Here is a 22,501-nt window from a genome sequence, read left to right on the forward strand (position 1 = left end):
GATGTAACGCTCTTATTTACGCGAAACAAAGCCAAGGGATAAAACCACCATGCAACAACGTCGTCCTGTACGCCGCGCTCTGCTCAGTGTCTCTGACAAAGCCGGTATCCTCGAATTTGCTCAGGCCCTCTCCCATCGTGGTGTTGAGCTGCTCTCCACAGGTGGCACCGCGCGCCTGCTGGCAGATGCCGGCCTGCCCGTCACGGAAGTTTCTGACTACACCGGTTTCCCGGAAATGATGGATGGACGCGTCAAAACGCTGCACCCCAAAGTGCACGGTGGCATTCTGGGCCGTCGCGGCACCGATGATGCCATCATGGCCGAGCACGCCATCAATCCTATCGACATGGTGGTGGTGAACCTCTATCCCTTTGCCCAGACCGTGGCGAAAGCCGACTGCAGCCTGGAAGATGCCGTTGAGAACATTGATATCGGCGGTCCCACCATGGTGCGCTCGGCAGCCAAGAACCACAAAGACGTGGCGATCGTGGTGAAGAGCAGTGACTACGACGCGATCATCGCGGAGCTCGATGCCAACGAAAACTCCCTGACGCTGGAAACCCGTTTCGATCTGGCCATCAAAGCCTTTGAACACACCGCCGCTTACGACAGCATGATTGCCAACTACTTTGGCAGCCTGGTACCGGCCTATCACGGCGAAAGCACCGCGCCGGCCGGCCGCTTCCCGCGCACCCTGAACCTCAACTTTATTAAAAAGCAGGATATGCGTTACGGCGAGAACAGCCATCAGGACGCTGCTTTCTATATTGAAGAGCAAGTCAGCGAAGCGTCGGTCGCCACCGCACAGCAGCTGCAGGGCAAAGCGCTGTCCTACAACAATATTGCCGATACCGATGCGGCACTGGAGTGCGTCAAGGAGTTCAGCGAGCCAGCCTGCGTTATCGTCAAGCACGCTAACCCATGCGGCGTCGCCGCAGGCGATTCAATTCTTGCCGCCTACGAGCGCGCTTATAAAACCGATCCGACCTCGGCGTTCGGCGGCATCATCGCCTTTAACCGTGAGCTGGATGAAGCGACCGCGCAGGCGATCATCAGCCGTCAGTTCGTGGAAGTCATTATTGCGCCATCGGCCAGTGAAGCGGCACTGCGCGTGACCGCAGCCAAACAGAACGTCCGCGTTCTGGTGTGCGGTCAGTGGCAGAGCCGCGTGGCCGGTCTCGACTTCAAACGCGTCAACGGTGGCCTGCTGGTTCAGGATCGCGATCTCGGTATGGTCGATGCCAGCCAGCTGCGCGTTGTCAGCCAACGTCAGCCGACCGAACAGGAACTGCGTGACGCGCTGTTCTGCTGGAAAGTGGCGAAATTCGTTAAATCCAACGCCATTGTGTATGCACGCGACAACATGACGATCGGTATTGGCGCGGGCCAGATGAGCCGCGTTTACTCTGCCAAAATTGCCGGCATCAAAGCCGCTGACGAAGGACTGGAGGTGAAGGGTTCCGCCATGGCTTCCGACGCCTTCTTCCCGTTCCGCGATGGCATTGATGCTGCGGCAGCAGTGGGCATCACCTGTGTGATCCAGCCGGGCGGTTCCATCCGCGATGATGAAGTAATTGCTGCCGCCGACGAGCACGGCATCGCGATGATCTTCACTGACATGCGTCATTTCCGCCATTAATAGCCTGGAGCCGTAACGATGAAAATTTTAGTGATTGGTAATGGTGGACGTGAACACGCGCTGGCGTGGAAAGCAGCACAGTCGCCGCTGGCAGAAACCGTATTTGTTGCGCCAGGCAACGCCGGTACCGCGCTGGAGCCGGCCCTGCAGAACGTGGCCATCAGCGCCACCGATATTCCGGCACTGCTGGCGTTTGCGCAGCAGGAAAACATCGACCTGACCATCGTCGGACCGGAAGCGCCGCTGGTGATTGGCGTAGTCGATGCGTTTCGCGCTGCCGGCCTGAAAATCTTTGGCCCGACGCAGGCGGCCGCGCAGCTGGAGGGCTCAAAAGCCTTCACCAAAGATTTCCTTGCCCGCCAGCAGATCCCGACGGCGGAATACCAGAACTTCACCGAGGTGGAACCCGCGCTGGCTTACCTGCGTGAGAAAGGCGCGCCGATCGTCATCAAAGCGGACGGTCTGGCCGCGGGTAAAGGCGTCATTGTCGCCATGACGCTGGCCGAAGCGGAAGCGGCAGTGCAGGACATGCTGGCCGGCAATGCATTTGGCGACGCAGGTCACCGCATCGTCATCGAAGAGTTTCTTGATGGTGAAGAAGCCAGCTTCATCGTGATGGTGGACGGCGATAACGTCCTGCCGATGGCCACCAGCCAGGATCATAAACGTGTTGGCGACGGCGACACCGGCCCGAACACCGGTGGCATGGGCGCTTACTCACCGGCGCCGGTAGTGACCGATGAGATTCACCAGCGCGTGATGGATCAGATCATCTGGCCAACCGTCAACGGCATGAAAGCGGAAGGTAACACCTACACCGGTTTCCTGTATGCCGGTCTGATGATCGACAAAGCCGGTCAGCCGAAGGTGATCGAATTTAACTGCCGCTTCGGCGATCCGGAAACGCAGCCGATCATGCTGCGTCTGCAGTCGGATCTGGTCGCGCTGTGCCTCGCCGCCGTCGACGGCAAGCTCGATCAGCAGCAGTCACAGTGGGATCCGCGCCCGTCACTCGGCGTGGTGCTGGCCGCTGGCGGTTATCCGGGCGACTACAACACGGGCGATCAGATCCACGGTCTGCCGCTGGAAGACGTACCGGACGGGAAGGTATTCCATGCCGGCACCACCCTGAAAGATGATCTGGTGGTGACCAGCGGCGGTCGCGTACTGTGCGTGACCGCGCTGGGTGAAGATGTGGCGGCAGCGCAGAAGAATGCCTACGCGCTGGCGCAGCACATCTCATGGAACGGCAGCTTCTGCCGTAATGATATCGGTTACCGCGCGATTAACCGCAAGTAAGCCCCCGGCGGCGGCCAGCCGGTCGCCGCTAAAAATCGGCCTCTTTCGGCTGCCAGCGGCACTCATCTTCCGGCGTGGCACGCAGCAGCTGAATCCCCTCTGGCGCTTCCAGCCACGACAGGGTAATCGGCTGTTGCTGCCCCTGCTGCTGTCGATACAGCGTCGCCAGCGTATCGCGATCGAACGCCACATTCACCTGCTGCCCCTCACAGTCACGAACCTGCGTACCGCCCTGCCAGTGCCCCTGCCGCAACAGTACCCGACCACTCAGCAGTGCATTGCTCTGCGCCAGCATGCGCTGCGCGTCAAACCGGTACAGCTCGACGCTGTCGGCGCTGACGGCTTCACGCCGGCCAGCGAGCTGTCGCTGCATAAAATTGAGGTTGCCCTGATGGTCGAAACGCAGGGTTACGTCGTCCGGCTGCTGGCCAGTAATGTGCCGTTCCACACTCAGCAGTTTATCCGCCTGCCAGATATAGTCGGTAGTTTCCCGGCTATCGCCATTGAAAGGGGTATAGACAGTACGCAGATGGACGGCTTCGTGGTCGCCGTTTTTACGCCAGATTCGCACCGTGCCACGGTCAGAAAGATAGCCGCTGGCGGTGAAAGCCGGAAGATCGGGAGTGGCACTGCAGCCGGTGAGTAATACCCCGAGGAGGATGGCGCAGAGGCGCTGAGGAGAGATGTTCAGCATAGCAGGCCCCGGTAACAAAAAGGGGCGAAATCGCCCCTCTTTTAAAGCTAAACCGCGATGCGGAAAACTTACTTAACAGCGTCTTTCAGTGCTTTACCAGAGACGAACGCTGGCACGTTAGCTGCAGCGATTTTGATCTCTTTGCCAGTCTGCGGGTTGCGACCGGTACGCTCAGCGCGGTGGTTCACTTTAAAAGTACCAAAACCAACCAGTTGTACAGCATCACCTTCTTTCAGAGACTCAGTGATCGCAGCCAGGGTAGATTCCAGCGCAGCTTTAGCCTGGGTTTTAGACAGGTCCGCTTTCTCTGCGATCACATCAATCAGTTGAGTCTTGTTCATAAGTTATCCTTAAAGTGTATTTATCGCTTGCTAAGCAACGAGTGCGAGGGAAAAGCCATATTCTGGCACTCTTCAGCCTGCACGCACCGATAGCCACAATTTTCAGCCCCCCAAATGTAGACCAGACAGGGGGCTGATGTGAAGCCTCCAGGCGCGGTAATTCGGGCCTGAAGTCACGTTTTCTCGCCTTATTGCTGAAAAATTATACCGATGTTACTGATTCCGGCTTCACGCAGGTCTGCACGTAGCCCTTTGATTAGCTCCAGGTCCCGTTCTTCGCACTCTGCCAGCAGGCGAAAAATCTCCCACTGCAGGTCCCATTCGTCAATTACCGCCTGGTTGTCACGCAGCTCTTCGTCGCTCATTTCGCGACCGGCCTGGGTCATTTCGAGGATGGCCACGGTGGTGATCGACGTGCGGCTGACTTCGATGGCGTGCTCCAGCGTTTCACCGCTCAGCTGCGCGTGCAGGAGTTCACTCAGCGCCACGCAGGCGTCAATCGCCGGGTGCACGCCGTAAACGTCAAAGTCGTCACCGTTGGGGATCGCCGCTTCCAGTTTCTCCAGCTGGCTGTCGAAATTGATTTTGGCATCCTTCACCGTCAGGCTTTCCCACACCAGGTCGAGAATGCGGCGATAGAGCTGCGGATCGGCAAACTCGGTCTGCTGACAGAAGGCCCAGTAATTGGGGAACATCCGCTCGCACAGACAGGCCATAAAGGTCATGTGCTGCCAGCTTTCCAGCTTCGCCAGACGCAAATGGACGGGGTTCTGTAACATCAAACTTACTCTCGGTAGATTAGCTGGCGGCAGTGTACCGCAAAAGCCGCGCACAAACAGCGTTAGCGCGCATTTTGCCACTTCACAAAAGCGGGACGGCCAGACGCCACGGCATCGGCCCAGCGCGTTGGCTCCGGCAAGCGGTAGCCGGCCATGCAGGCTTCAACCCAGTACAGGGCGCTGTCGAGGCTGACGCGGTGGCCGGTTGAGACAAACAGCGGGTTGCAGCGCGTCTTGCTGCGCCACACCCAGGCAATCTGCTCGCCTTTATCCATCAGCGGCTGACGACTGCCCGGTGCCGCATCCAGCTCAGCGAAACGGCCGCACAGGCGCTTTTTCGCTACGCCGATGGTTGGCACATCCAGCAGCGAGCCGAAATGCGCAGCAACGCCCAGCCGGCGCGGATGAGAGATGCCATGGCCATCGACAAACAGCAGATCGGGCCGCTGCGACAGCTGCTGCCACGCCGCCTGCAGGGCTGGAATTTCGCGAAACGATAGAAAACCGGGGATGTAAGGCATGGTGGTCGCGACACGCGCGATGCGATGCTCCACCAGCGTTAATGAAGGGTATTCGAGGATCACCAGGGCGGCGCGCGTTACCTCGCCGCCCTGTTCAAAACCGACATCGGCGCCGCCAATAAAGCGCGGCGGCAGTACGTCAAAATCATCCTGCCGCACCACGCTGGCGGCGAGCTGTACCTGTTGCTGTCGTAGTGCGGCTAAATCCATGCTTATCCCTGATGATATGGTCGTGATAGCCGATGCACCGCCTCCACAAACGCGCCAGCGTGCTCTGGCGGAACATCCTGATGAATCCCGTGACCGAGGTTGAAGACGTGGCCTTCGCCTGCGCCAAAGCCTTCCAGAATCCCTGCCACTTCCTGCTCAATTCGTGCAGGGGGTGCATACAGCATAGACGGATCCATGTTGCCCTGCAGCGCGACTTTATCGCCCACACGGCGCCGCGCTTCGCCAATATCGGTGGTCCAGTCAAGACCCAGCGCATCACAGCCGGTGGCCGCCATCTCTTCCAGCCACTGGCCGCCGCCCTTGGTAAACAGGGTGATGGGCACGCGTCGTCCTTCGTTCTCATGCAGCACGCTGTCGACGATTTTGTGCATGTAATAGAGTGAGAACTCGCGATAGTCGCGCCCGGTCAGCACGCCGCCCCAGGTATCAAACACCATCACCGACTGCGCACCCGCTTTAATCTGTGCGTTGAGGTAAAGGATCACGCTCTCTGCCAGCTTATCCAGCAGCGCGTGCAGCGTCTGCGGCTCGGCGTACATCATCTTCTTGATTTTGGTGAAAGCCTTGCTGCTGCCGCCTTCTACCATGTAGGTTGCCAGCGTCCACGGGCTGCCGGAGAAACCGATCAGCGGCACTTCGCCTTTGAGGTTGTGACGGATGGTGCGCACCGCATTCATCACGTAACCCAGCTCCTGCTCCGGATCCGGCACCGGCAGTTTATCCACATCGGCACGGCAGGCGATGGGGTGAGAGAAACGCGGGCCTTCGCCGGTCTCAAAGTAGAGCCCCAGGCCCATCGCATCCGGAATGGTCAGGATATCGCTGAAGAGGATCGCGGCATCCAGCGCATAGCGGCGCAGCGGCTGCAGGGTGACTTCGCACGCCAGCTCCGCGTTCTTACACAGCGACATAAAATCACCGGCCTCAGCGCGCGTGGCTTTGTATTCCGGCAGGTAACGCCCGGCTTGTCGCATCATCCATACCGGGGTGATATCCACCGGCTGGCGTAACAGGGCGCGCAGATAACGATCGTTCTTCAGTTCACTCATAATGGGCTCTCTCATGCTAAGGCCGGCAGTGTAGCATTTTCACGCCGCGCTGGCGCGACACAGCGCAACCGTATCTTCAATCAGCCGGCGCGCCACGGTGCCCGGCGGCGGCAACAGCGGCAGATCATCGTAGCGATACCAGCCAGCATCCAGCAGCTCTTTACCATCGTGCTGCAGCTCGCCGCCATCGTACTCCGCCATGAACGCCATCATCAGCGAGTGCGGAAACGGCCACGGCTGCGAGGTCACGTAACGCACATTTTTTACCCGCACGTTGCTCTCTTCCATCACCTCGCGGGCCACAGCCTGCTCCAGCGTTTCGCCGACTTCGACAAAACCGGCCAGCACGGTGTAGATGCTGTTGCGATGGCGCGCATGGTTTGCCAGCAGGATCTCCTCACCGCGACGAATCGCCACAATGATACAGGGGGCGATTTGCGGATAGTAGCGCTCGCGGCAGTGGCTGCACAGGCAGGCAAATTCGCGCTTGCTGTGCTGCATCTCATGGCCGCAATAGCCGCACCAGCGATGCGAACGGTAGAACTCAGCCAGTTGCACGCCGCGCCCGGCGAGCTGAAACAGACCGACATCTTCGTCTATTAGCTGGCGCACCGAGGCCATATTGTCCGGACGCGCTTCGCATACCAGCCAGACGTTTTCGCCCTGCCACTCGCCAATCACTCTGCCGCTGCTGCCGGTCAGGCCAAACTCGCCGGATAAGCCATGCGGCAACTCGCCTTGCGGCAACCAAAGTTTCTGCGCGGAGCTGACAATCCACCAGCCAGCGTCTACGCTTGAGATCTCACGTTGCATCTTAATCGTTGTCCTTAGCGTCAAATGGCACGCTGAAATCCTGATGTTAAGTGTGTAATAAACAACTATAACTCACCTGGAGCCCCGTATGCTTACCCAGTTAGATAACCTGACCGAGCGTGTAGGTGGCGGTAATGAATTAGTCGACTCATGGTTGCGCGCCCGTCGACAGCTGCTCGTCACCTATTACGAGTTAATTGGCATGAAGCCGAACAAAGAAGCGCTGACCGCGCTGGATGAACAGGCACTGGATGCGTTTTGCCATCGTCTGGTGGACTATCTCTCTACCGGCCACTTCAGCGTTTACGAGCGCATCATCAGCGAGATGTCCGGCGACAGCCCGATGATTGCGGCGGCGCAGATCTATCCGGCGCTGGAAGGCAATACTGAACGTCTGATGCAACTGTATGACAGCCATCTGCAGCAGGCCATTAATGACGACAACTGCGTGGATTTCCAGCAGGCGCTGTCAGAAGTGGGCGAAGCGCTGGAGTCACGCTTTACGCTGGAAGACAAACTGATTCAGCTCGCCTGGGATAACCAGCTGGCGCGCCCGCCGGTAGCCAATGACAGCACCATTGCTCGTCCGGCCTGAACCGCTGCAGTTGTAAAAGACTTGTTATTCAGGAAAAGCCCTTTTATGCTGAATGGGCTTTTTTATTGTCTTTTTTAACGACAATCCACAATCAAACTTTGCGATATAAGCGCAGCGTGCAGCAGTCAGTAAAGTCGCTTATCGCGTAAAACGTAAACTTGTCGGAGTGCCCTTAGGGGCTGAGACCGTTAATTCGGGATCCGCGGAACCTGATCAGGTTAGTACCTGCGAAGGGAACAAGAGTAGATGTGATCAGCACGGTGCAGTCAGGCGCCCGGCACCGTTTCTGTTACTCCTTCCGGACTCCGGACAAGCAGCTTCCCCTTGTTTTCAGGAAACTTGCTATGTCTGATGCTAAAACCTCACGTCGTGAACAACGCGCGCAGGCGCAAAAATTTATCGATTCGCTCCAGGGAACCGCCTTCCCTAACTCAAAACGTATCTGGATCAGCGGCAGCCGCGCGGATATCCGCGTCCCGATGCGCGAAATTCAGCTCAGCCCGACGCACACCGGCGGCAGCAAAGATCATCCGCAATACGCAGAAAATGAACCGGTGCCGGTGTATGACACTGCCGGTGCCTATGGCGATCCCCACGCGACCATTAATGTGCATCAGGGTCTGGCAAAATTACGCGCCGGCTGGATTGCCGAACGCAACGACAGCGAAACCATCAGCGCACTCAGCTCAAGCTACAGTCAGCAGCGGCTGGCGGATGACGGGCTGGATCATCTGCGTTTTGAACACCTGCCGCTGCCGCGCCGGGCCAAAGCGGGTCGCCGCGTCACGCAGCTGCATTATGCGCGTCAGGGCATCATCACGCCGGAGATGGAGTTTATCGCGCTGCGCGAAAACATGGGACGTGAGCGTATCCGCAGTGCAACGCTGTTGCAGCAGCACGCCGGCCACGGCTTTGGTGCGCAGCTGCCAGAGAATATCAGCGCCGAATTCGTACGCGCCGAAGTGGCCAGCGGCCGCGCCATCATTCCTGCCAACATCAATCACCCCGAATCGGAGCCGATGATCATCGGCCGCAATTTTCTGGTGAAGGTCAACGCCAACATCGGCAACTCGGCGGTAAGTTCGTCGATTGAAGAGGAAGTGGAAAAACTGGTGTGGGCCACGCGCTGGGGGGCAGATACCGTGATGGATCTGTCGACCGGCCGCTATATCCATGAAACGCGCGAGTGGATTTTGCGCAACAGTCCGGTGCCGATCGGCACGGTGCCAATCTATCAGGCGCTGGAAAAGGTCAACGGTATTGCAGAAGATCTTAACTGGGACATTTTCCGCGATACCCTGCTGGAACAGGCTGAGCAGGGCGTTGATTACTTCACCATTCACGCGGGCGTGCTGCTGCGCTATGTGCCGATGACCGCACAACGGCTGACCGGCATCGTGTCGCGCGGCGGCTCCATCATGGCGAAGTGGTGCCTGTCACATCATCAGGAAAACTTCCTCTACCAGCATTTCCGCGAAATCTGTGAAATCTGCGCCGCCTATGATGTCGCGCTGTCGCTCGGTGATGGTTTACGTCCCGGCTCGATTCAGGACGCCAACGACGAAGCCCAGTTTGCCGAACTGCGTACCTTAGGCGAGCTGACGCAAATCGCCTGGCAATATGATGTGCAGGTCATGATTGAAGGCCCCGGTCACGTGCCGATGCAGATGATCCGCCGCAATATGACCGAGCAGCTGGAACACTGCCATGAAGCGCCGTTTTATACGCTGGGTCCGCTGACGACCGATATCGCGCCGGGCTACGATCATTTCACCTCCGGGATTGGCGCCGCCATGATCGGCTGGTTTGGCTGCGCGATGCTGTGCTACGTCACGCCGAAAGAGCACCTTGGCCTGCCGAATAAAGAGGATGTTAAGCAGGGGCTGATTACCTACAAGATCGCCGCGCACGCTGCCGATCTGGCTAAAGGCCATCCCGGCGCGCAGATCCGCGACAACGCCATGTCGAAAGCTCGCTTTGAGTTCCGCTGGGAAGATCAGTTTAATCTGGCGCTCGACCCGCATACCGCGCGGGCCTATCACGACGAAACTCTGCCGCAGGAATCCGGCAAAGTGGCCCACTTCTGTTCCATGTGCGGCCCCAAATTCTGTTCAATGAAAATCACCCAGGAAGTGCGCGAATTTGCCGCCCGCCAGCAGGCGGAAGCCCAGCCGATAGCGCTGGGCATGGCGCAAATGTCCGATGCCTTCCGTAGCCGTGGCGGCGAGCTGTATCACGCCGCCGATGCCCTGAAAGAGGAAAAATGATGACTGAAGCCTTCCCTGCCACCGCGCCAAAACTGGGGCTGTATCCGGTTGTCGACAGCGTACAGTGGATTGAACGCCTGCTGGCTACCGGCGTGCGCACCCTCCAGCTGCGGATTAAAGATGGCGATGATCGCCAGATCGAAGCCGCAGTGCGCGATGCCATCGCCCTCGGCAAACAGTACGGCGCCCGGCTGTTCATCAATGACTACTGGCGTCTGGCGATTAAATACAATGCCTATGGTGTGCATCTTGGCCAGGAAGATCTCGACGTGGCCGACCTGGATGCTATCCGCCACGCCGGCTTACGCCTGGGTCTGTCGACACACGATGACGCCGAGCTGGATCGCGCGCTGGCGCTGCGTCCGTCCTATATTGCGCTCGGGCACATCTTTCCGACACAAACCAAAGAGATGCCCTCTGCGCCACAGGGCATTGCCGAGCTGAAGCGCCATCTGGCGCGGCTGCAGCACATTCCCACCGTAGCGATTGGCGGCATTTCGCTGGCACGCGTGCCGGAGGTGCTGGCGACTGGCGTCGGCAGCATTGCCGTGGTCAGCGCGATTACCCAGGCGGAAGACTGGCAGGCGGCCACCCACCAGCTGCTGGCGCTGGTGGAATCCCCAGAGCATGTCGCAAAAGGGTTGTAACTGACTGCAACGGCGCTAAAAATCCGCGAATACGGTGCGCAAACGGCAGCAGTCAGGGCTGGCGCGACCGGGGACAAGCGCTAAAGTGAGCCTGCCCGCTGTCGCTTGCAGCGGGCCAGGGCTGGCTTCCCCGACTCTCTGTCCGGCCCTGCCTTTCCACCGTTATTCTGTCAGGGAGGTGATATGGCGCGTTTCCGCACTGCAGGCCTGCATGGCACGCTCCACGGCTGCGCCGAGGCTGGCAATCGCCTGCTCGGTTTGCTCATTCATTGGCAGACCATAATTGAGGCGCAGACAGTTGCGATATTTACCCGCCGCCGAAAACAGCGAACCGACCGCCACCTGGATTTTCAGCTCCCGCAGCTCCGCATTCAGCCGCACCGCATCGAAGGCTTCCGGCAGCTCAATCCACATCAGGAAACTGCCCTGCGGCCGCGAGACGCAAATGCCGCAGGGAAAATAGTGGCGCACCCAGCAGCTAAACGTCTCATAGTTACGCTGATACACCTGGCGCATGCGGCGCAAATGCGGCAGGTAATGGCCCTGACGAATAAACTCTGCGACCGCATACTGCGGCTGCGTTGCCGTCGAACCGGTGCCAATATATTTCATGTGCAGTACGCGATCGCGATAGCGTCCCGGCGCGACCCAGCCCACGCGCAAGCCGGGCGCCAGGGTTTTGGAAAACGAACTGCACAGCAGCACGCGGCCATCCATATCCAGCGATTTGATGGTGATCGGACGCGGATACTCCCACGCCAGCTCGCCGTAAACATCATCTTCAATGATCGCCGCGTCAAAGCGCTGCGCCAGCGTCAGCAGCGCGCGCTTACGCGCTTCCGGCATGATAAATCCAAGCGGATTATTACAGTTGGGTACCACCACCACCGCTTTAATTGGCCATTGCTCAAACGCCAGCTCCAGCGCCTCAAGACTGATCCCGCTGACCGCATCGGTAGGGATTTCAATGGCGCGGATGCCCAGACCGCGCAGTGTCTGCATGGTGCCGTGAAACGCTGGCGACTCAACGGCAATGATATCGCCTGGCTCGCACACGGCGCGAATCGACACCGACAGCGCTTCATGGCAACCGGTGGTGATGACAATATCTTCCGCCGTCAGCTGACAGCCGCTGTCAATTGTCAGCCGCGCAATCTGCTCGCGCAGCGCTGCCACGCCGAGCAGGCTGTCGTAGTTGAGCTGCTCAATGTCCTGTTTCTGCGCCATGCGGCCCATGATTTTCCACAGCGGCTTGAGCGTCGGCTGAGTCAGGTCCGGCATGCCGCTGCCCAGCTGCAGCACGTCGCCATTAATGCGGCTGCTCAGCAGCTCCAGCACCGATTCCCACTGGGTGATCTCAACCGGACGCTGTACGGGTCGGGTCATCGCGGGTACCGGCGGCGTGGCTTTACGGGTAGCGACAAAATAGCCGGAACGCGGCTGCGGCACGATAAGCTGCTTCTCTTCCAGCAGATGATAAGCCTGCTGCACGGTGCTGATGCTGACGCCGTGCTCAATGCTGAGCGTACGCACCGAGGGCAAGCGTTCGCCGCTGCGATACAGCCCCTGCTCAATACGGTCTGAAAGCAGACAGGCCAGATGTTGATAGCGCGTCATTGTGTGCCTCGCTGCGTTAACGGTGATCAAAAATCAGTACAGATGACGCCTATTTCTACCATTCAGATCGGTACGGGCGCAATCTGTATGTTAAAGATAAGTGATTTTTGAATCTGTATTGCATTCACCTTCAGAGGGAAAATGTTGTTCAGACATCATACTGAGGGCTGGGATTATGGAATTCGATCAGAATCGGGCGGCAAAACCGTTCAGCGTGACCTTACTCGATATCTTTCGTGGCGGCGTGCGCGCAATCAAACGCTGGCAGGCCAGACGGGAAACGCGTGAGATTCTTTCGCACCTGAGTGATGCGCAGCTGCGTGACATCGGGCTGACGCGTCAGGATATCAATCAGAAATAACGCGGATTTGAGACAAAAAAAAACCCTGCCGAGGCAGGGTTTTTTCATGGTCAGCAGAGCAGACGATTATTCGTCGTCGCTACCGCCCAGACCGGCGTTCAGCAGCTCAGCGAGGCTGGCAGAGGCTTCATCCGCAGTCACCTGCGGTGCAACCGGTGCTTCACCCGCCTGACGGCGACGCATACGATCCTGGTGGTAAGCATAACCGGTACCGGCCGGGATCAGACGACCCACGATAACGTTCTCTTTCAGGCCGCGCAGTTCGTCGCGCTTGCCTGCTACCGCTGCTTCGGTCAGGACACGGGTGGTCTCCTGGAACGATGCCGCAGAGATGAACGATTCGGTTGCCAGCGAGGCTTTGGTGATACCCAGCAGGTCACGCATGTACGTCGCGCCGATTTTGCCGTTCGCTTCCAGATCGCGGTTGGAGATCTTGATACGAGAGACTTCCGCCTGCTCGCCTTCCAGGAACTCCGAGCTACCCGCGTTCATGATGGTTGCTTTACGCAGCATCTGACGCACGATGACTTCGATGTGCTTATCGTTAATCTTAACGCCCTGCAGGCGGTAAACTTCCTGCACTTCGTTGGTGATGTAACGGGTCACAGCATGGACGCCACGCAGACGCAGGATGTCGTGCGGAGACTCTGGGCCGTCGGAAACGACGTCACCACGTTCTACACGCTCACCTTCGAATACGTTGAGCTGACGCCATTTCGGAATCATCTCTTCATACGGATCGCTACCGTCAACCGGGGTGATCACCAGACGACGCTTGCCTTTGGTCTCTTTACCGAAGGAGATGATACCGCTGATCTCCGCCAGGATTGCTGGCTCTTTCGGACGACGCGCTTCGAACAGGTCGGCAACGCGTGGCAGACCACCGGTGATGTCCTTGGTACCGCCAGATTCCTGCGGAACACGCGCCAGGGTATCACCCGAGCTGATCTTCACGCCATCTTCCAGCTGCACAATCGCTTTACCTGGCAGGAAGTACTGTGCCGGCATGTCGGTGCCCGGGATCAGTACGTCGTTGCCGTTGGCATCAACGATTTTCAGTGCCGGACGCAGGTCTTTACCGCCCGCAGTACGCTCTGCAGAATCCAGTACCACCAGCGATGACAGGCCGGTGAGGTCGTCAGTCTGACGGGTAATGGTCTGACCGTCGATCATGTCAGTGAAGCGGATGAAACCGCCCACTTCGGTGATAACCGGCATGGTGTGTGGATCCCAGTTTGCAACGGTTTCGCCCGCGGCAACCTGCTCGCCATCACCTTTCGCCATGACCGCACCGTAAGGCACTTTATAGCTCTCTTTGGTACGACCGAACTCGTCGATCATCTTCAGCTCAACGTTACGCGAGACGATAACCAGTTTCCCGGAGGAGTTGGTTACTGACTTGGCGTTGGTCAGCTTGATAGTACCTTTGTTCTTCACCTGAATGCTGGATTCAGCTGCTGCACGCGATGCCGCACCACCGATGTGGAAGGTACGCATGGTCAGCTGGGTACCCGGCTCACCGATGGACTGTGCTGCGATAACGCCGATGGCCTCACCTTTGTTGATGATGTGACCACGTGCCAGATCGCGACCGTAGCAGTGTGCACACACACCGAAGTCGGTTTCACAGCTCACCACGGAACGCACTTTAATCGCGTCCACGGAGTTCAGTTCAACCACGTCACACCAGTGCTCATCGATCAGGGTGTTACGCGGGATCAGGATGTCCGCAGTGCCCGGCTTCAGCACGTCTTCTGCCGTCACACGACCCAGTACACGCTCACGCAGCGGCTCTTTAACGTCGCCACCTTCGATGACCGGAGTCATCATGATGCCTTCGAATGTGCCACAGTCGTCTTCGGTGACTACCAGGTCCTGCGCCACGTCAACCAGACGACGGGTCAGGTAACCGGAGTTCGCCGTTTTCAGTGCGGTATCGGCCAGACCTTTACGCGCACCGTGGGTCGAGATGAAGTACTGGAGTACGTTCAGACCTTCACGGAAGTTCGCGGTGATCGGCGTCTCGATGATGGAGCCATCTGGCTTCGCCATCAGACCACGCATACCTGCCAGCTGACGAATCTGTGCCGCAGAACCACGCGCACCGGAGTCGGCCATCATGTAGATGCTGTTGAACGAAACCTGCTGCTCTTCTTCGCCGTGACGGTTGATCACGGTTTCGGTCTGCAGGTTATCCATCATCGCTTTGGATACGCGTTCGTTAGCCGCAGCCCAGATATCGATGACTTTGTTGTAACGTTCGCCCGCGGTAACCAGACCAGACTGGAACTGCTCCTGGATCTCGGCCACTTCCGCTTCGGCTTCTGCAATGATTTCTGCTTTCTTGGCAGGAATCACCATGTCGTCGATACCTACTGAGGCACCTGAACGGGCTGCATAGGCAAAGCCGGTGTACATGGTCTGGTCAGCAAAGATAACGGTCGGCTTCAGGCCCAGGATGCGGTAACAGGTGTTCAGCATCTTAGAGATCGCTTTCTTACCCAGCGCCTGGTTGACGATGGAGTAAGGCAGACCTTTCGGTACGATCATCCACAGGATCGCACGACCAATGGTGGTGTCGATCAGGCTGGTTTTCGCAACGAGCTCTTCCTGCTCATTTTTGCTGTATTCAGTGATACGCACTTTAACGCGTGCATGCAGCTCGGCCTGGCCAGCGCGGTAAACACGCTCAGCTTCTTTCGGGCCGGTCAACACCATGCCTTCGCCTTTGGCGTTCACTTTGTCACGGGTCATGTAGTACAGACCCAGAACAACGTCCTGTGAAGGAACGATGATTGGCTCGCCGTTCGCTGGAGACAGAATGTTGTTGGTAGACATCATCAGCGCACGCGCTTCCAGCTGGGCTTCCAGCGTCAGCGGTACGTGAACAGCCATCTGGTCACCATCGAAGTCGGCGTTATACGCCGCACACACCAGCGGGTGCAGCTGGATCGCTTTACCTTCGATCAGAACCGGTTCAAACGCCTGGATACCCAGACGGTGCAGGGTTGGTGCACGGTTCAGCAGTACCGGGTGTTCGCGAATCACTTCATCCAGGATATCCCAGACGACCGCTTCTTCGCGCTCAACCATTTTCTTGGCCGCTTTAATGGTGGTCGCGAGGCCACGCAGTTCCAGCTTGCCGTAGATGAACGGTTTGAACAGCTCCAGTGCCATTTTCTTCGGCAGACCGCACTGATGCAGACGCAGGTATGGACCTACGGTGATAACCGAACGACCGGAGTAGTCAACACGTTTACCCAGCAGGTTCTGACGGAAACGACCCTGCTTACCTTTGATCATGTCGGCCAAAGATTTCAGAGGACGTTTGTTAGAGCCGGTGATGGCACGACCGCGACGGCCGTTATCCAGCAGGGCATCTACCGCTTCCTGCAGCATACGTTTTTCGTTACGTACGATGATATCTGGCGCAGCCAGATCCAGCAGACGCTTCAGACGGTTGTTACGGTTGATCACGCGACGATACAGATCGTTCAGATCCGACGTAGCGAAACGACCGCCGTCCAGCGGTACCAGCGGACGCAGATCTGGCGGCAGCACCGGCAGAACGGTCAGGATCATCCACTCTGGCTTGTTGCCAGACTGCACGAACGCTTCCAGCAGCTTGATACGCTTGGTCAGCTTTTTACGTTTGGTCTCAGAGTTGGTTTCGTTCAGCTCTTCACGCAGCTGCTCGCACTCCTGCTCCAGATCCATATTTTTCAGCAGCGCCTGGATAGCTTCCGCACCCATCTTCGCGTCGAATTCGTCACCGAACTCTTCCAGCGCGTCAAGGTACTGCTCTTCGGTCAGAATCTGACGTTTTTCCAGGTTGGTCATGCCGCCTTCGACCACAACATAAGATTCGAAGTACAGTACGCGCTCGATATCACGCAGCGGCATATCCAGCAGCAAACCGATGCGGGATGGCAGTGATTTCAGGAACCAGATGTGCGCGGTCGGCGAAGCCAGCTCAATGTGGCCCATACGCTCACGACGCACTTTGGTCTGCGTAACTTCAACGCCACACTTCTCACAGATCACGCCACGGTGTTTCAGACGCTTGTACTTACCGCACAGGCATTCGTAATCTTTTACCGGTCCGAAAATACGGGCACAGAAAAGACCGTCACGCTCCGGCTTGAAGGTACGGTAGTTAATGGTTTCCGGCTTTTTAACTTCACCGAAAGACCAGGAACGGATCATGTCTGGCGAGGCCAGCGCAATTTTGATCGCATCAAACTCTTCGGTTTTAGTTTGCGCTTTCAGAAACTTAAGTAAGTCTTTCACGGATTAGCTCCCGTCGGAGTGGAACTCTCAGGGACGCGCCAGGCGCGTCCCATAACCAGTACTTGCGAGTGCTTACTCGTCTTCCAGCTCGATGTTGATACCCAGCGAGCGAATCTCTTTCAACAGTACGTTGAAGGATTCCGGCATGCCCGGTTCCATCTGATGGTTGCCGTCAACGATGTTTTTATACATCTTGGTACGGCCGTTGACGTCATCAGACTTAACGGTAAGCATTTCCTGCAGGGTATACGCGGCACCGTATGCTTCCAGTGCCCACACTTCCATCTCACCGAAGCGCTGACCACCGAACTGCGCCTTACCCCCCAGCGGCTGCTGCGTAACCAGGCTGTAAGAGCCGGTAGAACGGGCGTGCATCTTGTCGTCGACCAGGTGGTTCAGTTTCAGCATGTACATGTAACCTACGGTTACCTGACGCTCAAACTGCTCACCGGTACGGCCGTCGAACAGGGTGATCTGACCGGAAGAAGGCAGACCGCCGAGCTGCAGCAGCTCTTTGATTTCGCTCTCTTTCGCACCGTCGAACACTGGCGTCGCAATTGGCATACCTTTTTTCAGGTTCTCTGCCAGACGCAGCACTTCGTCGTCCGAGAAGGTGTTCAGGTCAACTTTCTGACGCACATCGGTGCCCAGATCGTAAGCACGCTGGATAAACTCACGCAGTTTGGCGACTTCTTCCTGCTTCTTCAGCATCGCATTGATCTTCTCACCAATGCCTTTCGCCGCCATACCCAGGTGGGTTTCCAGAATCTGACCGATGTTCATACGCGATGGTACGCCCAGCGGGTTCAGTACGATGTCGACCGGCGTACCGTTCTCATCGTATGGCATGTCTTCGATTGGGTTGATCTTCGAGATAACACCTTTGTTACCGTGACGCCCCGCCATTTTGTCACCAGGCTGAATCTGACGCTTAACGGCCAGATACACCTTGACGATTTTCAGCACGCCCGGTGCCAGATCGTCGCCCTGGGTGATCTTGCGACGCTTCGCTTCGAGTTTCTTCTCAAACTCGTGCTTCAGCTCGTCATACTGCTCAGCCAGCTGCTCCAGCGCGTTCTGCTTCTCTTCGTCGGTCAGACCGAGTTCCAGCCAGCGCTCACGAGGCAGCTTGTCCAGTTTCTCCGCTTCCACGCCACCTGAAATCAGGACGGCCTGGATACGGCTGAACAGGCCCGCTTCGAGGATCTGCAGTTCTTCAGACAGGTCTTTTTTCGCCTGCTTCAGCTGCATCTCTTCGATTTCCAGCGCACGCTTGTCTTTTTCCACGCCATCGCGGGTGAAGACCTGTACGTCGATAACCGTACCGGAAACGCCGTTCGGCACGCGCAGTGACGAGTCTTTCACGTCAGAGGCTTTTTCACCGAAGATTGCACGCAGCAGTTTCTCTTCTGGCGTCAGCTGGGTTTCACCTTTCGGCGTGACCTTGCCTACCAGAATGTCGCCACCGGTCACTTCCGCACCGATATACACGATGCCGGATTCATCCAGTTTGGAGAGCGCAGCTTCACCCACGTTCGGGATGTCAGCGGTGATCTCTTCCGGCCCCAGTTTGGTGTCACGCGACACGCAAGCCAGTTCCTGAATGTGGATGGTGGTGAAACGGTCTTCCTGTACAACACGCTCAGAAACGAGGATGGAGTCTTCGAAGTTGTAACCGTTCCATGGCATGAACGCCACGCGCATGTTCTGACCCAGCGCCAGCTCACCGAGGTCGGTAGACGGGCCGTCAGCCAGCACGTCGCCACGCTCGATAGGTTCACCCAGAGAAACACACGGCATCTGGTTGATGCAGGTGTTCTGGTTAGAACGGGTGTACTTGGTCAGGTTGTAGATGTCGATACCTGCTTCGCCCGGATACATCTCGTCTTCGTTAACTTTGATAACGATACGTGACGCATCGACGTACTGCACGGTACCACCACGTTTCGCGACGGCAGTTACACCGGAGTCGACCGCAACAGCACGTTCCATACCGGTACCAACCAGCGGCTTGTCAGCACGCAGGGTAGGTACAGCCTGACGTTGCATGTTCGCACCCATCAGGGCGCGGTTAGCATCATCGTGTTCCAGGAACGGGATCAGTGACGCACCGACAGAAACCACCTGCTGGGTGGAAACGTCCATGTAGTCAACCTGATCGCGGCTGAACAGGCTCGATTCACCTTTGCTACGGCAGGTGACGAGATCGTCAACAAAGCTGCCGTCATCGGCGAGGTTGGTGTTCGCCTGAGCGATAACGTAGTTACCCTCTTCGATAGCAGAGAGGTAATGAATTTCATCACTCACTTTACCGTCAACCACGCGGCGGTACGGCGTTTCGAGGAAGCCGTATTCGTTAGTCTGCGCGTAAACAGAGAGTGAGTTGATCAGACCGATGTTCGGACCTTCCGGGGTTTCGATTGGACATACGCGACCGTAGTGAGTCGGGTGTACGTCACGCACTTCGAAGCCGGCGCGTTCACGGGTCAGACCGCCTGGGCCCAGAGCAGAGATACGACGTTTGTGCGTAATCTCAGACAGCGGGTTGTTCTGGTCCATAAACTGGGACAGCTGGCTGGAACCAAAGAACTCTTTCACCGCGGCCGAAATTGGCTTGGCGTTGATCATGTCCTGTGGCATCAGCGTGTCGAGGTCGCCCAGAGACAGACGCTCTTTCACGGCGCGCTCTACACGCACCAGGCCAACGCGGAACTGGTTTTCCGCCATTTCGCCGACCGAACGGATACGACGGTTGCCGAGGTGGTCGATATCATCCACTTCGCCAATACCGTTACGGATACCGATGAGCTTCTTCATCACTTCGATGATGTCGTCTTTGCTCAGGATACCGGAACCTTCGATCTCGTCACGCAGCAGAGAACGGTTAAACTTCATGCGGCCAACGGCCGACAGATCGTAACGATCTTCAGAGAAGAACAGGTTCTCGAACAGGTTTTCTGCGGCTTCACGCGTTGGCGGCTCGCCAGGACGCATCATGCGGTAGATCTCAACCAGCGCGCTCAGGCGATCGTTGGTTGGGTCAACGCGCAGCGTCTCAGAAATGTACGGGCCGTGATCCAGGTCGTTGGTGAACAGGGTTTCAATGCGCTTGTGACCGGACTGGCTCAGTTTCGCCAGCAGATCCAGTGACAGCTCCATGTTCGCCGGTACGATCAGCTCACCGGTGTTCAGATCGATGTAATCTTTCGCGACCACTTTGCCCGCGATGTACTCGACCGGCACTTCGATGTGCTGAATGTTGTCTTTTTCCAGCTGACGGATGTGGCGCGCAGTGATGCGACGACCTTTCTCAACGTAGACCGTGCCGTTGGCTTCGATATCGAAGGAGGCGGTTTCACCACGCAGGCGCTCAGGCACCAGTTCCATCTGCAGCTTGTTGTCGCGGATTTCAAACACCACTTTTTCGAAGAACAGATCGAGAATCTGCTCAGTGGTGTAATCCAGCGCGCGCAGGATGATACTGGCCGGCAGCTTACGACGACGGTCAATACGGACGAACAGGTTGTCTTTCGGGTCAAACTCGAAGTCGAGCCATGAACCGCGGTAAGGGATAATACGTGCGTTATACAGCACTTTACCGGAAGAGTGCGTTTTACCCTTATCGCTGTCAAAGAATACGCCAGGACTACGATGCAGCTGAGAAACGATAACACGCTCAGTACCGTTGATGACAAAGGTACCGTTGTCGGTCATGAGCGGAATTTCGCCCATGTACACTTCTTGTTCTTTGATGTCTTTGACGGTGCCTTCCGGCGCTTCGCGCTCGTAGATCACCAGACGCAGTTTAACGCGCAGCGGTGCGGAATACGTCACGCCACGGATCTGACATTCTGTCACGTCAAACACCGGCTCACCCAGACGGTAGCTGACATACTGCAACTCAGAGTTGCCGCTGTAGCTCGCGATTGGGAACACGGAACGGAAGGCTGCTTCCAGACCGTACTGGCCTTCTGGATCTTGCTCGATAAACTTCTGGAACGAGTCAAGCTGGATAGAAAGGAGATAAGGCACATCCAGTACTTGTGGACGTTTACCAAAATCCTTACGAATACGTTTTTTCTCGGTATAGGAGTAAACCATAGGGTTCCTCAGCTAGCTGACAAGTCGACCCACGCTGTCCGTCCTGAAGGGACAGTTCATGCAACACTATTTTGTTTTTCATGCGATGCGCGGCACCCCATGCAATACATCTTTCTATCACTCTTAAATCATTTCATCGCCGTTGCGCAGGCAGGGAACCCTCACAGGAAAGCGGTATATTAAGTCGTCGATAGAAAAAGATATTGAAGAGGAACAATGGACAAACAGTGCGAAACGCCATCATTCCCCTGTAGCGCAAAAAGGCTGGTGACCAAAAAGTCACCAGCCATCAGTCTGTTTACGCAGACTGCAACCCGAGGGTTGTCTTACTTAACTTCAACTTCAGCGCCAGCTTCTTTCAGAGCAGCTTCAAGTGCAGCTGCGTCGTCTTTGCTGATGCCTTCTTTGATTGCAGCTGGAGCAGCTTCAACCAGGTCTTTAGCTTCTTTCAGGCCCAGACCAGTTGCGCCACGAACGGCTTTGATTACAGCAACTTTGTTCGCGCCAGCAGCTTTCAGGATAACGTCGAATTCAGTTTTCTCTTCAACAGCTTCAGCCGGGCCAGCAGCAACAGCGACAGCAGCAGCAGCAGAAACGCCGAATTTTTCTTCCATAGCAGAAACCAGCTCAACTACTTCCATTACGGACATAGCTGCAACGGCTTCCAGGATTTGATCTTTAGTGATAGACATGACAATTGTTCCTAAGAATCAGTAAAAGTTTATACGTTAGCAAGTACGAAGAAAAAGAATCTGGCCTTAAGCCGCTTCTTTCGCGTCGCGAACAGCAGCCAGAGTGCGGACCAGCTTGCCAGCAGCAGCTTCTTTCATGGTCGACATCAGACGTGCCAGTGCTTCTTCGTAAGTCGGCAGCGTTGCCAGACGGTCAATTTGTGCCGCCGGGATCAGCTCACCTTCAAAGGCTGCAGCTTTGACCTCAAAGTTTGCATTCGCTTTCGCGAACTCTTTGAACAGACGAGCAGCAGCGCCCGGGTGTTCCATAGAGTATGCAATCAGGGTCGGACCAACAAACGTGTCTTTCAGGCACTCGAATGGAGTACCTTCAACGACGCGGCGCAGCAGGGTGTTACGAACAACACGCATGTAGACGCCAGCTTCACGACCTGCTTTACGCAGTTCAGTCATTTTATCAACGGTAACGCCACGGGAATCCGCAACAACCGCTGAAAGCGCGCCTTTGGCTACTTCGCTAACTTCAGCAACAATTGCTTGTTTGCCTTGAAGATTTAATGCCATT

General features: G+C 56.9%; 17 protein-coding genes and 1 riboswitch. Of the genes, 6 read left to right on the forward strand and 11 right to left on the reverse strand.

What is annotated here, in order from left to right:
* Positions 1-49 precede the first annotated feature (49 nt).
* Both purH and purD read left to right on the forward strand, forming a co-directional pair.
* Entirely contained in the window at positions 50-1,639 is a 1,590-nt protein-coding gene (gene purH / locus AC6I7J_RS17840; RefSeq protein WP_021508192.1) for a bifunctional phosphoribosylaminoimidazolecarboxamide formyltransferase/IMP cyclohydrolase, read from the forward strand.
* Positions 1,640-1,657: 18 nt separating this feature from the next.
* Complete coding sequence (purD, locus tag AC6I7J_RS17845) at positions 1,658-2,938, forward strand: phosphoribosylamine--glycine ligase (protein ID WP_021508193.1); 1,281 nt, start codon at positions 1,658-1,660, stop codon at positions 2,936-2,938.
* Positions 2,939-2,966: 28 nt separating this feature from the next.
* Here the strand turns inward: purD and AC6I7J_RS17850 are convergent, their stop codons facing one another.
* The 6 genes from AC6I7J_RS17850 to nudC form a co-directional block, all read right to left on the reverse strand.
* On the reverse strand, positions 2,967-3,632 hold the full coding sequence (locus tag AC6I7J_RS17850) for a DUF1481 domain-containing protein (protein ID WP_104094432.1): 666 nt from the start codon (positions 3,630-3,632) through the stop codon (positions 2,967-2,969).
* Between the two features lie 68 nt (positions 3,633-3,700).
* Positions 3,701-3,973, reverse strand: coding sequence for a nucleoid-associated protein HU-alpha (gene hupA / locus AC6I7J_RS17855; RefSeq protein WP_006121511.1), 273 nt, complete (start codon positions 3,971-3,973; stop codon positions 3,701-3,703).
* A gap of 188 nt (positions 3,974-4,161) precedes the next feature.
* Positions 4,162-4,752 carry a YjaG family protein gene (locus AC6I7J_RS17860; protein WP_031279834.1) on the reverse strand — a complete coding sequence of 197 codons (591 nt, stop codon included), beginning with the start codon at positions 4,750-4,752 and terminating at the stop codon, positions 4,162-4,164.
* 62 nt (positions 4,753-4,814) lie between these two features.
* Entirely contained in the window at positions 4,815-5,483 is a 669-nt protein-coding gene (nfi, locus tag AC6I7J_RS17865; RefSeq protein WP_021508196.1) for a deoxyribonuclease V, read from the reverse strand.
* A 2-nt stretch (positions 5,484-5,485) separates the two neighbouring features.
* Positions 5,486-6,553 (reverse strand): uroporphyrinogen decarboxylase, encoded by a 1,068-nt coding sequence (gene hemE / locus AC6I7J_RS17870; protein ID WP_058769978.1) that lies wholly within the window; start codon positions 6,551-6,553, stop codon positions 5,486-5,488.
* A 39-nt stretch (positions 6,554-6,592) separates the two neighbouring features.
* A complete protein-coding gene (gene nudC / locus AC6I7J_RS17875) occupies positions 6,593-7,366 on the reverse strand; it encodes an NAD(+) diphosphatase (protein ID WP_021508198.1) in 774 nt (257 codons plus the stop codon).
* An 88-nt stretch (positions 7,367-7,454) separates the two neighbouring features.
* Between nudC and AC6I7J_RS17880 the strand changes: the two genes are divergently transcribed.
* The 3 genes from AC6I7J_RS17880 (at position 7,455) to thiE (ending at position 10,875) form a co-directional block, all read left to right on the forward strand.
* Positions 7,455-7,961 (forward strand): Rsd/AlgQ family anti-sigma factor, encoded by a 507-nt coding sequence (locus AC6I7J_RS17880; RefSeq protein WP_021508199.1) that lies wholly within the window; start codon positions 7,455-7,457, stop codon positions 7,959-7,961.
* A 152-nt stretch (positions 7,962-8,113) separates the two neighbouring features.
* Positions 8,114-8,214, forward strand: a riboswitch (TPP riboswitch).
* A 91-nt stretch (positions 8,215-8,305) separates the two neighbouring features.
* A complete protein-coding gene (thiC, locus tag AC6I7J_RS17885) occupies positions 8,306-10,228 on the forward strand; it encodes a phosphomethylpyrimidine synthase ThiC (protein WP_021508200.1) in 1,923 nt (640 codons plus the stop codon).
* Positions 10,228-10,875, forward strand: coding sequence for a thiamine phosphate synthase (thiE, locus tag AC6I7J_RS17890; RefSeq protein WP_498007241.1), 648 nt, complete (start codon positions 10,228-10,230; stop codon positions 10,873-10,875). Before thiC ends, thiE begins: the two co-directional genes overlap by 1 nt.
* 162 nt (positions 10,876-11,037) lie before the next feature.
* Here the strand turns inward: thiE and AC6I7J_RS17895 are convergent, their stop codons facing one another.
* A complete protein-coding gene (locus tag AC6I7J_RS17895; RefSeq protein WP_058758901.1) occupies positions 11,038-12,492 on the reverse strand; it encodes an aminotransferase-like domain-containing protein in 1,455 nt (484 codons plus the stop codon).
* 175 nt (positions 12,493-12,667) lie between these two features.
* Between AC6I7J_RS17895 and AC6I7J_RS17900 the strand changes: the two genes are divergently transcribed.
* Positions 12,668-12,853: a DUF1127 domain-containing protein gene (locus AC6I7J_RS17900; RefSeq protein WP_058769981.1), complete on the forward strand. Its 186-nt coding sequence runs from the start codon at positions 12,668-12,670 to the stop codon at positions 12,851-12,853.
* Positions 12,854-12,919: 66 nt separating this feature from the next.
* On the opposite strand, the gene rpoC is transcribed toward AC6I7J_RS17900, so the two are convergent.
* From rpoC to rplJ, 4 genes are all read right to left on the reverse strand, one after another.
* The gene (gene rpoC / locus AC6I7J_RS17905) at positions 12,920-17,143 is read right to left on the reverse strand and encodes a DNA-directed RNA polymerase subunit beta' (protein WP_021508204.1); all 4,224 of its coding nucleotides are present in this window, start codon (positions 17,141-17,143) and stop codon (positions 12,920-12,922) included.
* A 72-nt stretch (positions 17,144-17,215) separates the two neighbouring features.
* Positions 17,216-21,244, reverse strand: coding sequence for a DNA-directed RNA polymerase subunit beta (gene rpoB / locus AC6I7J_RS17910; RefSeq protein ID WP_021508205.1), 4,029 nt, complete (start codon positions 21,242-21,244; stop codon positions 17,216-17,218).
* Positions 21,245-21,570: 326 nt separating this feature from the next.
* A complete protein-coding gene (gene rplL, locus AC6I7J_RS17915) occupies positions 21,571-21,936 on the reverse strand; it encodes a 50S ribosomal protein L7/L12 (RefSeq protein WP_021508206.1) in 366 nt (121 codons plus the stop codon).
* 66 nt (positions 21,937-22,002) lie between these two features.
* On the reverse strand, positions 22,003-22,500 hold the full coding sequence (gene rplJ / locus AC6I7J_RS17920) for a 50S ribosomal protein L10 (protein WP_021508207.1): 498 nt from the start codon (positions 22,498-22,500) through the stop codon (positions 22,003-22,005).
* Position 22,501: the final 1 nt, after the last annotated feature.

The sequence above is a fragment of the Type-C symbiont of Plautia stali genome, from assembly GCF_059730935.1.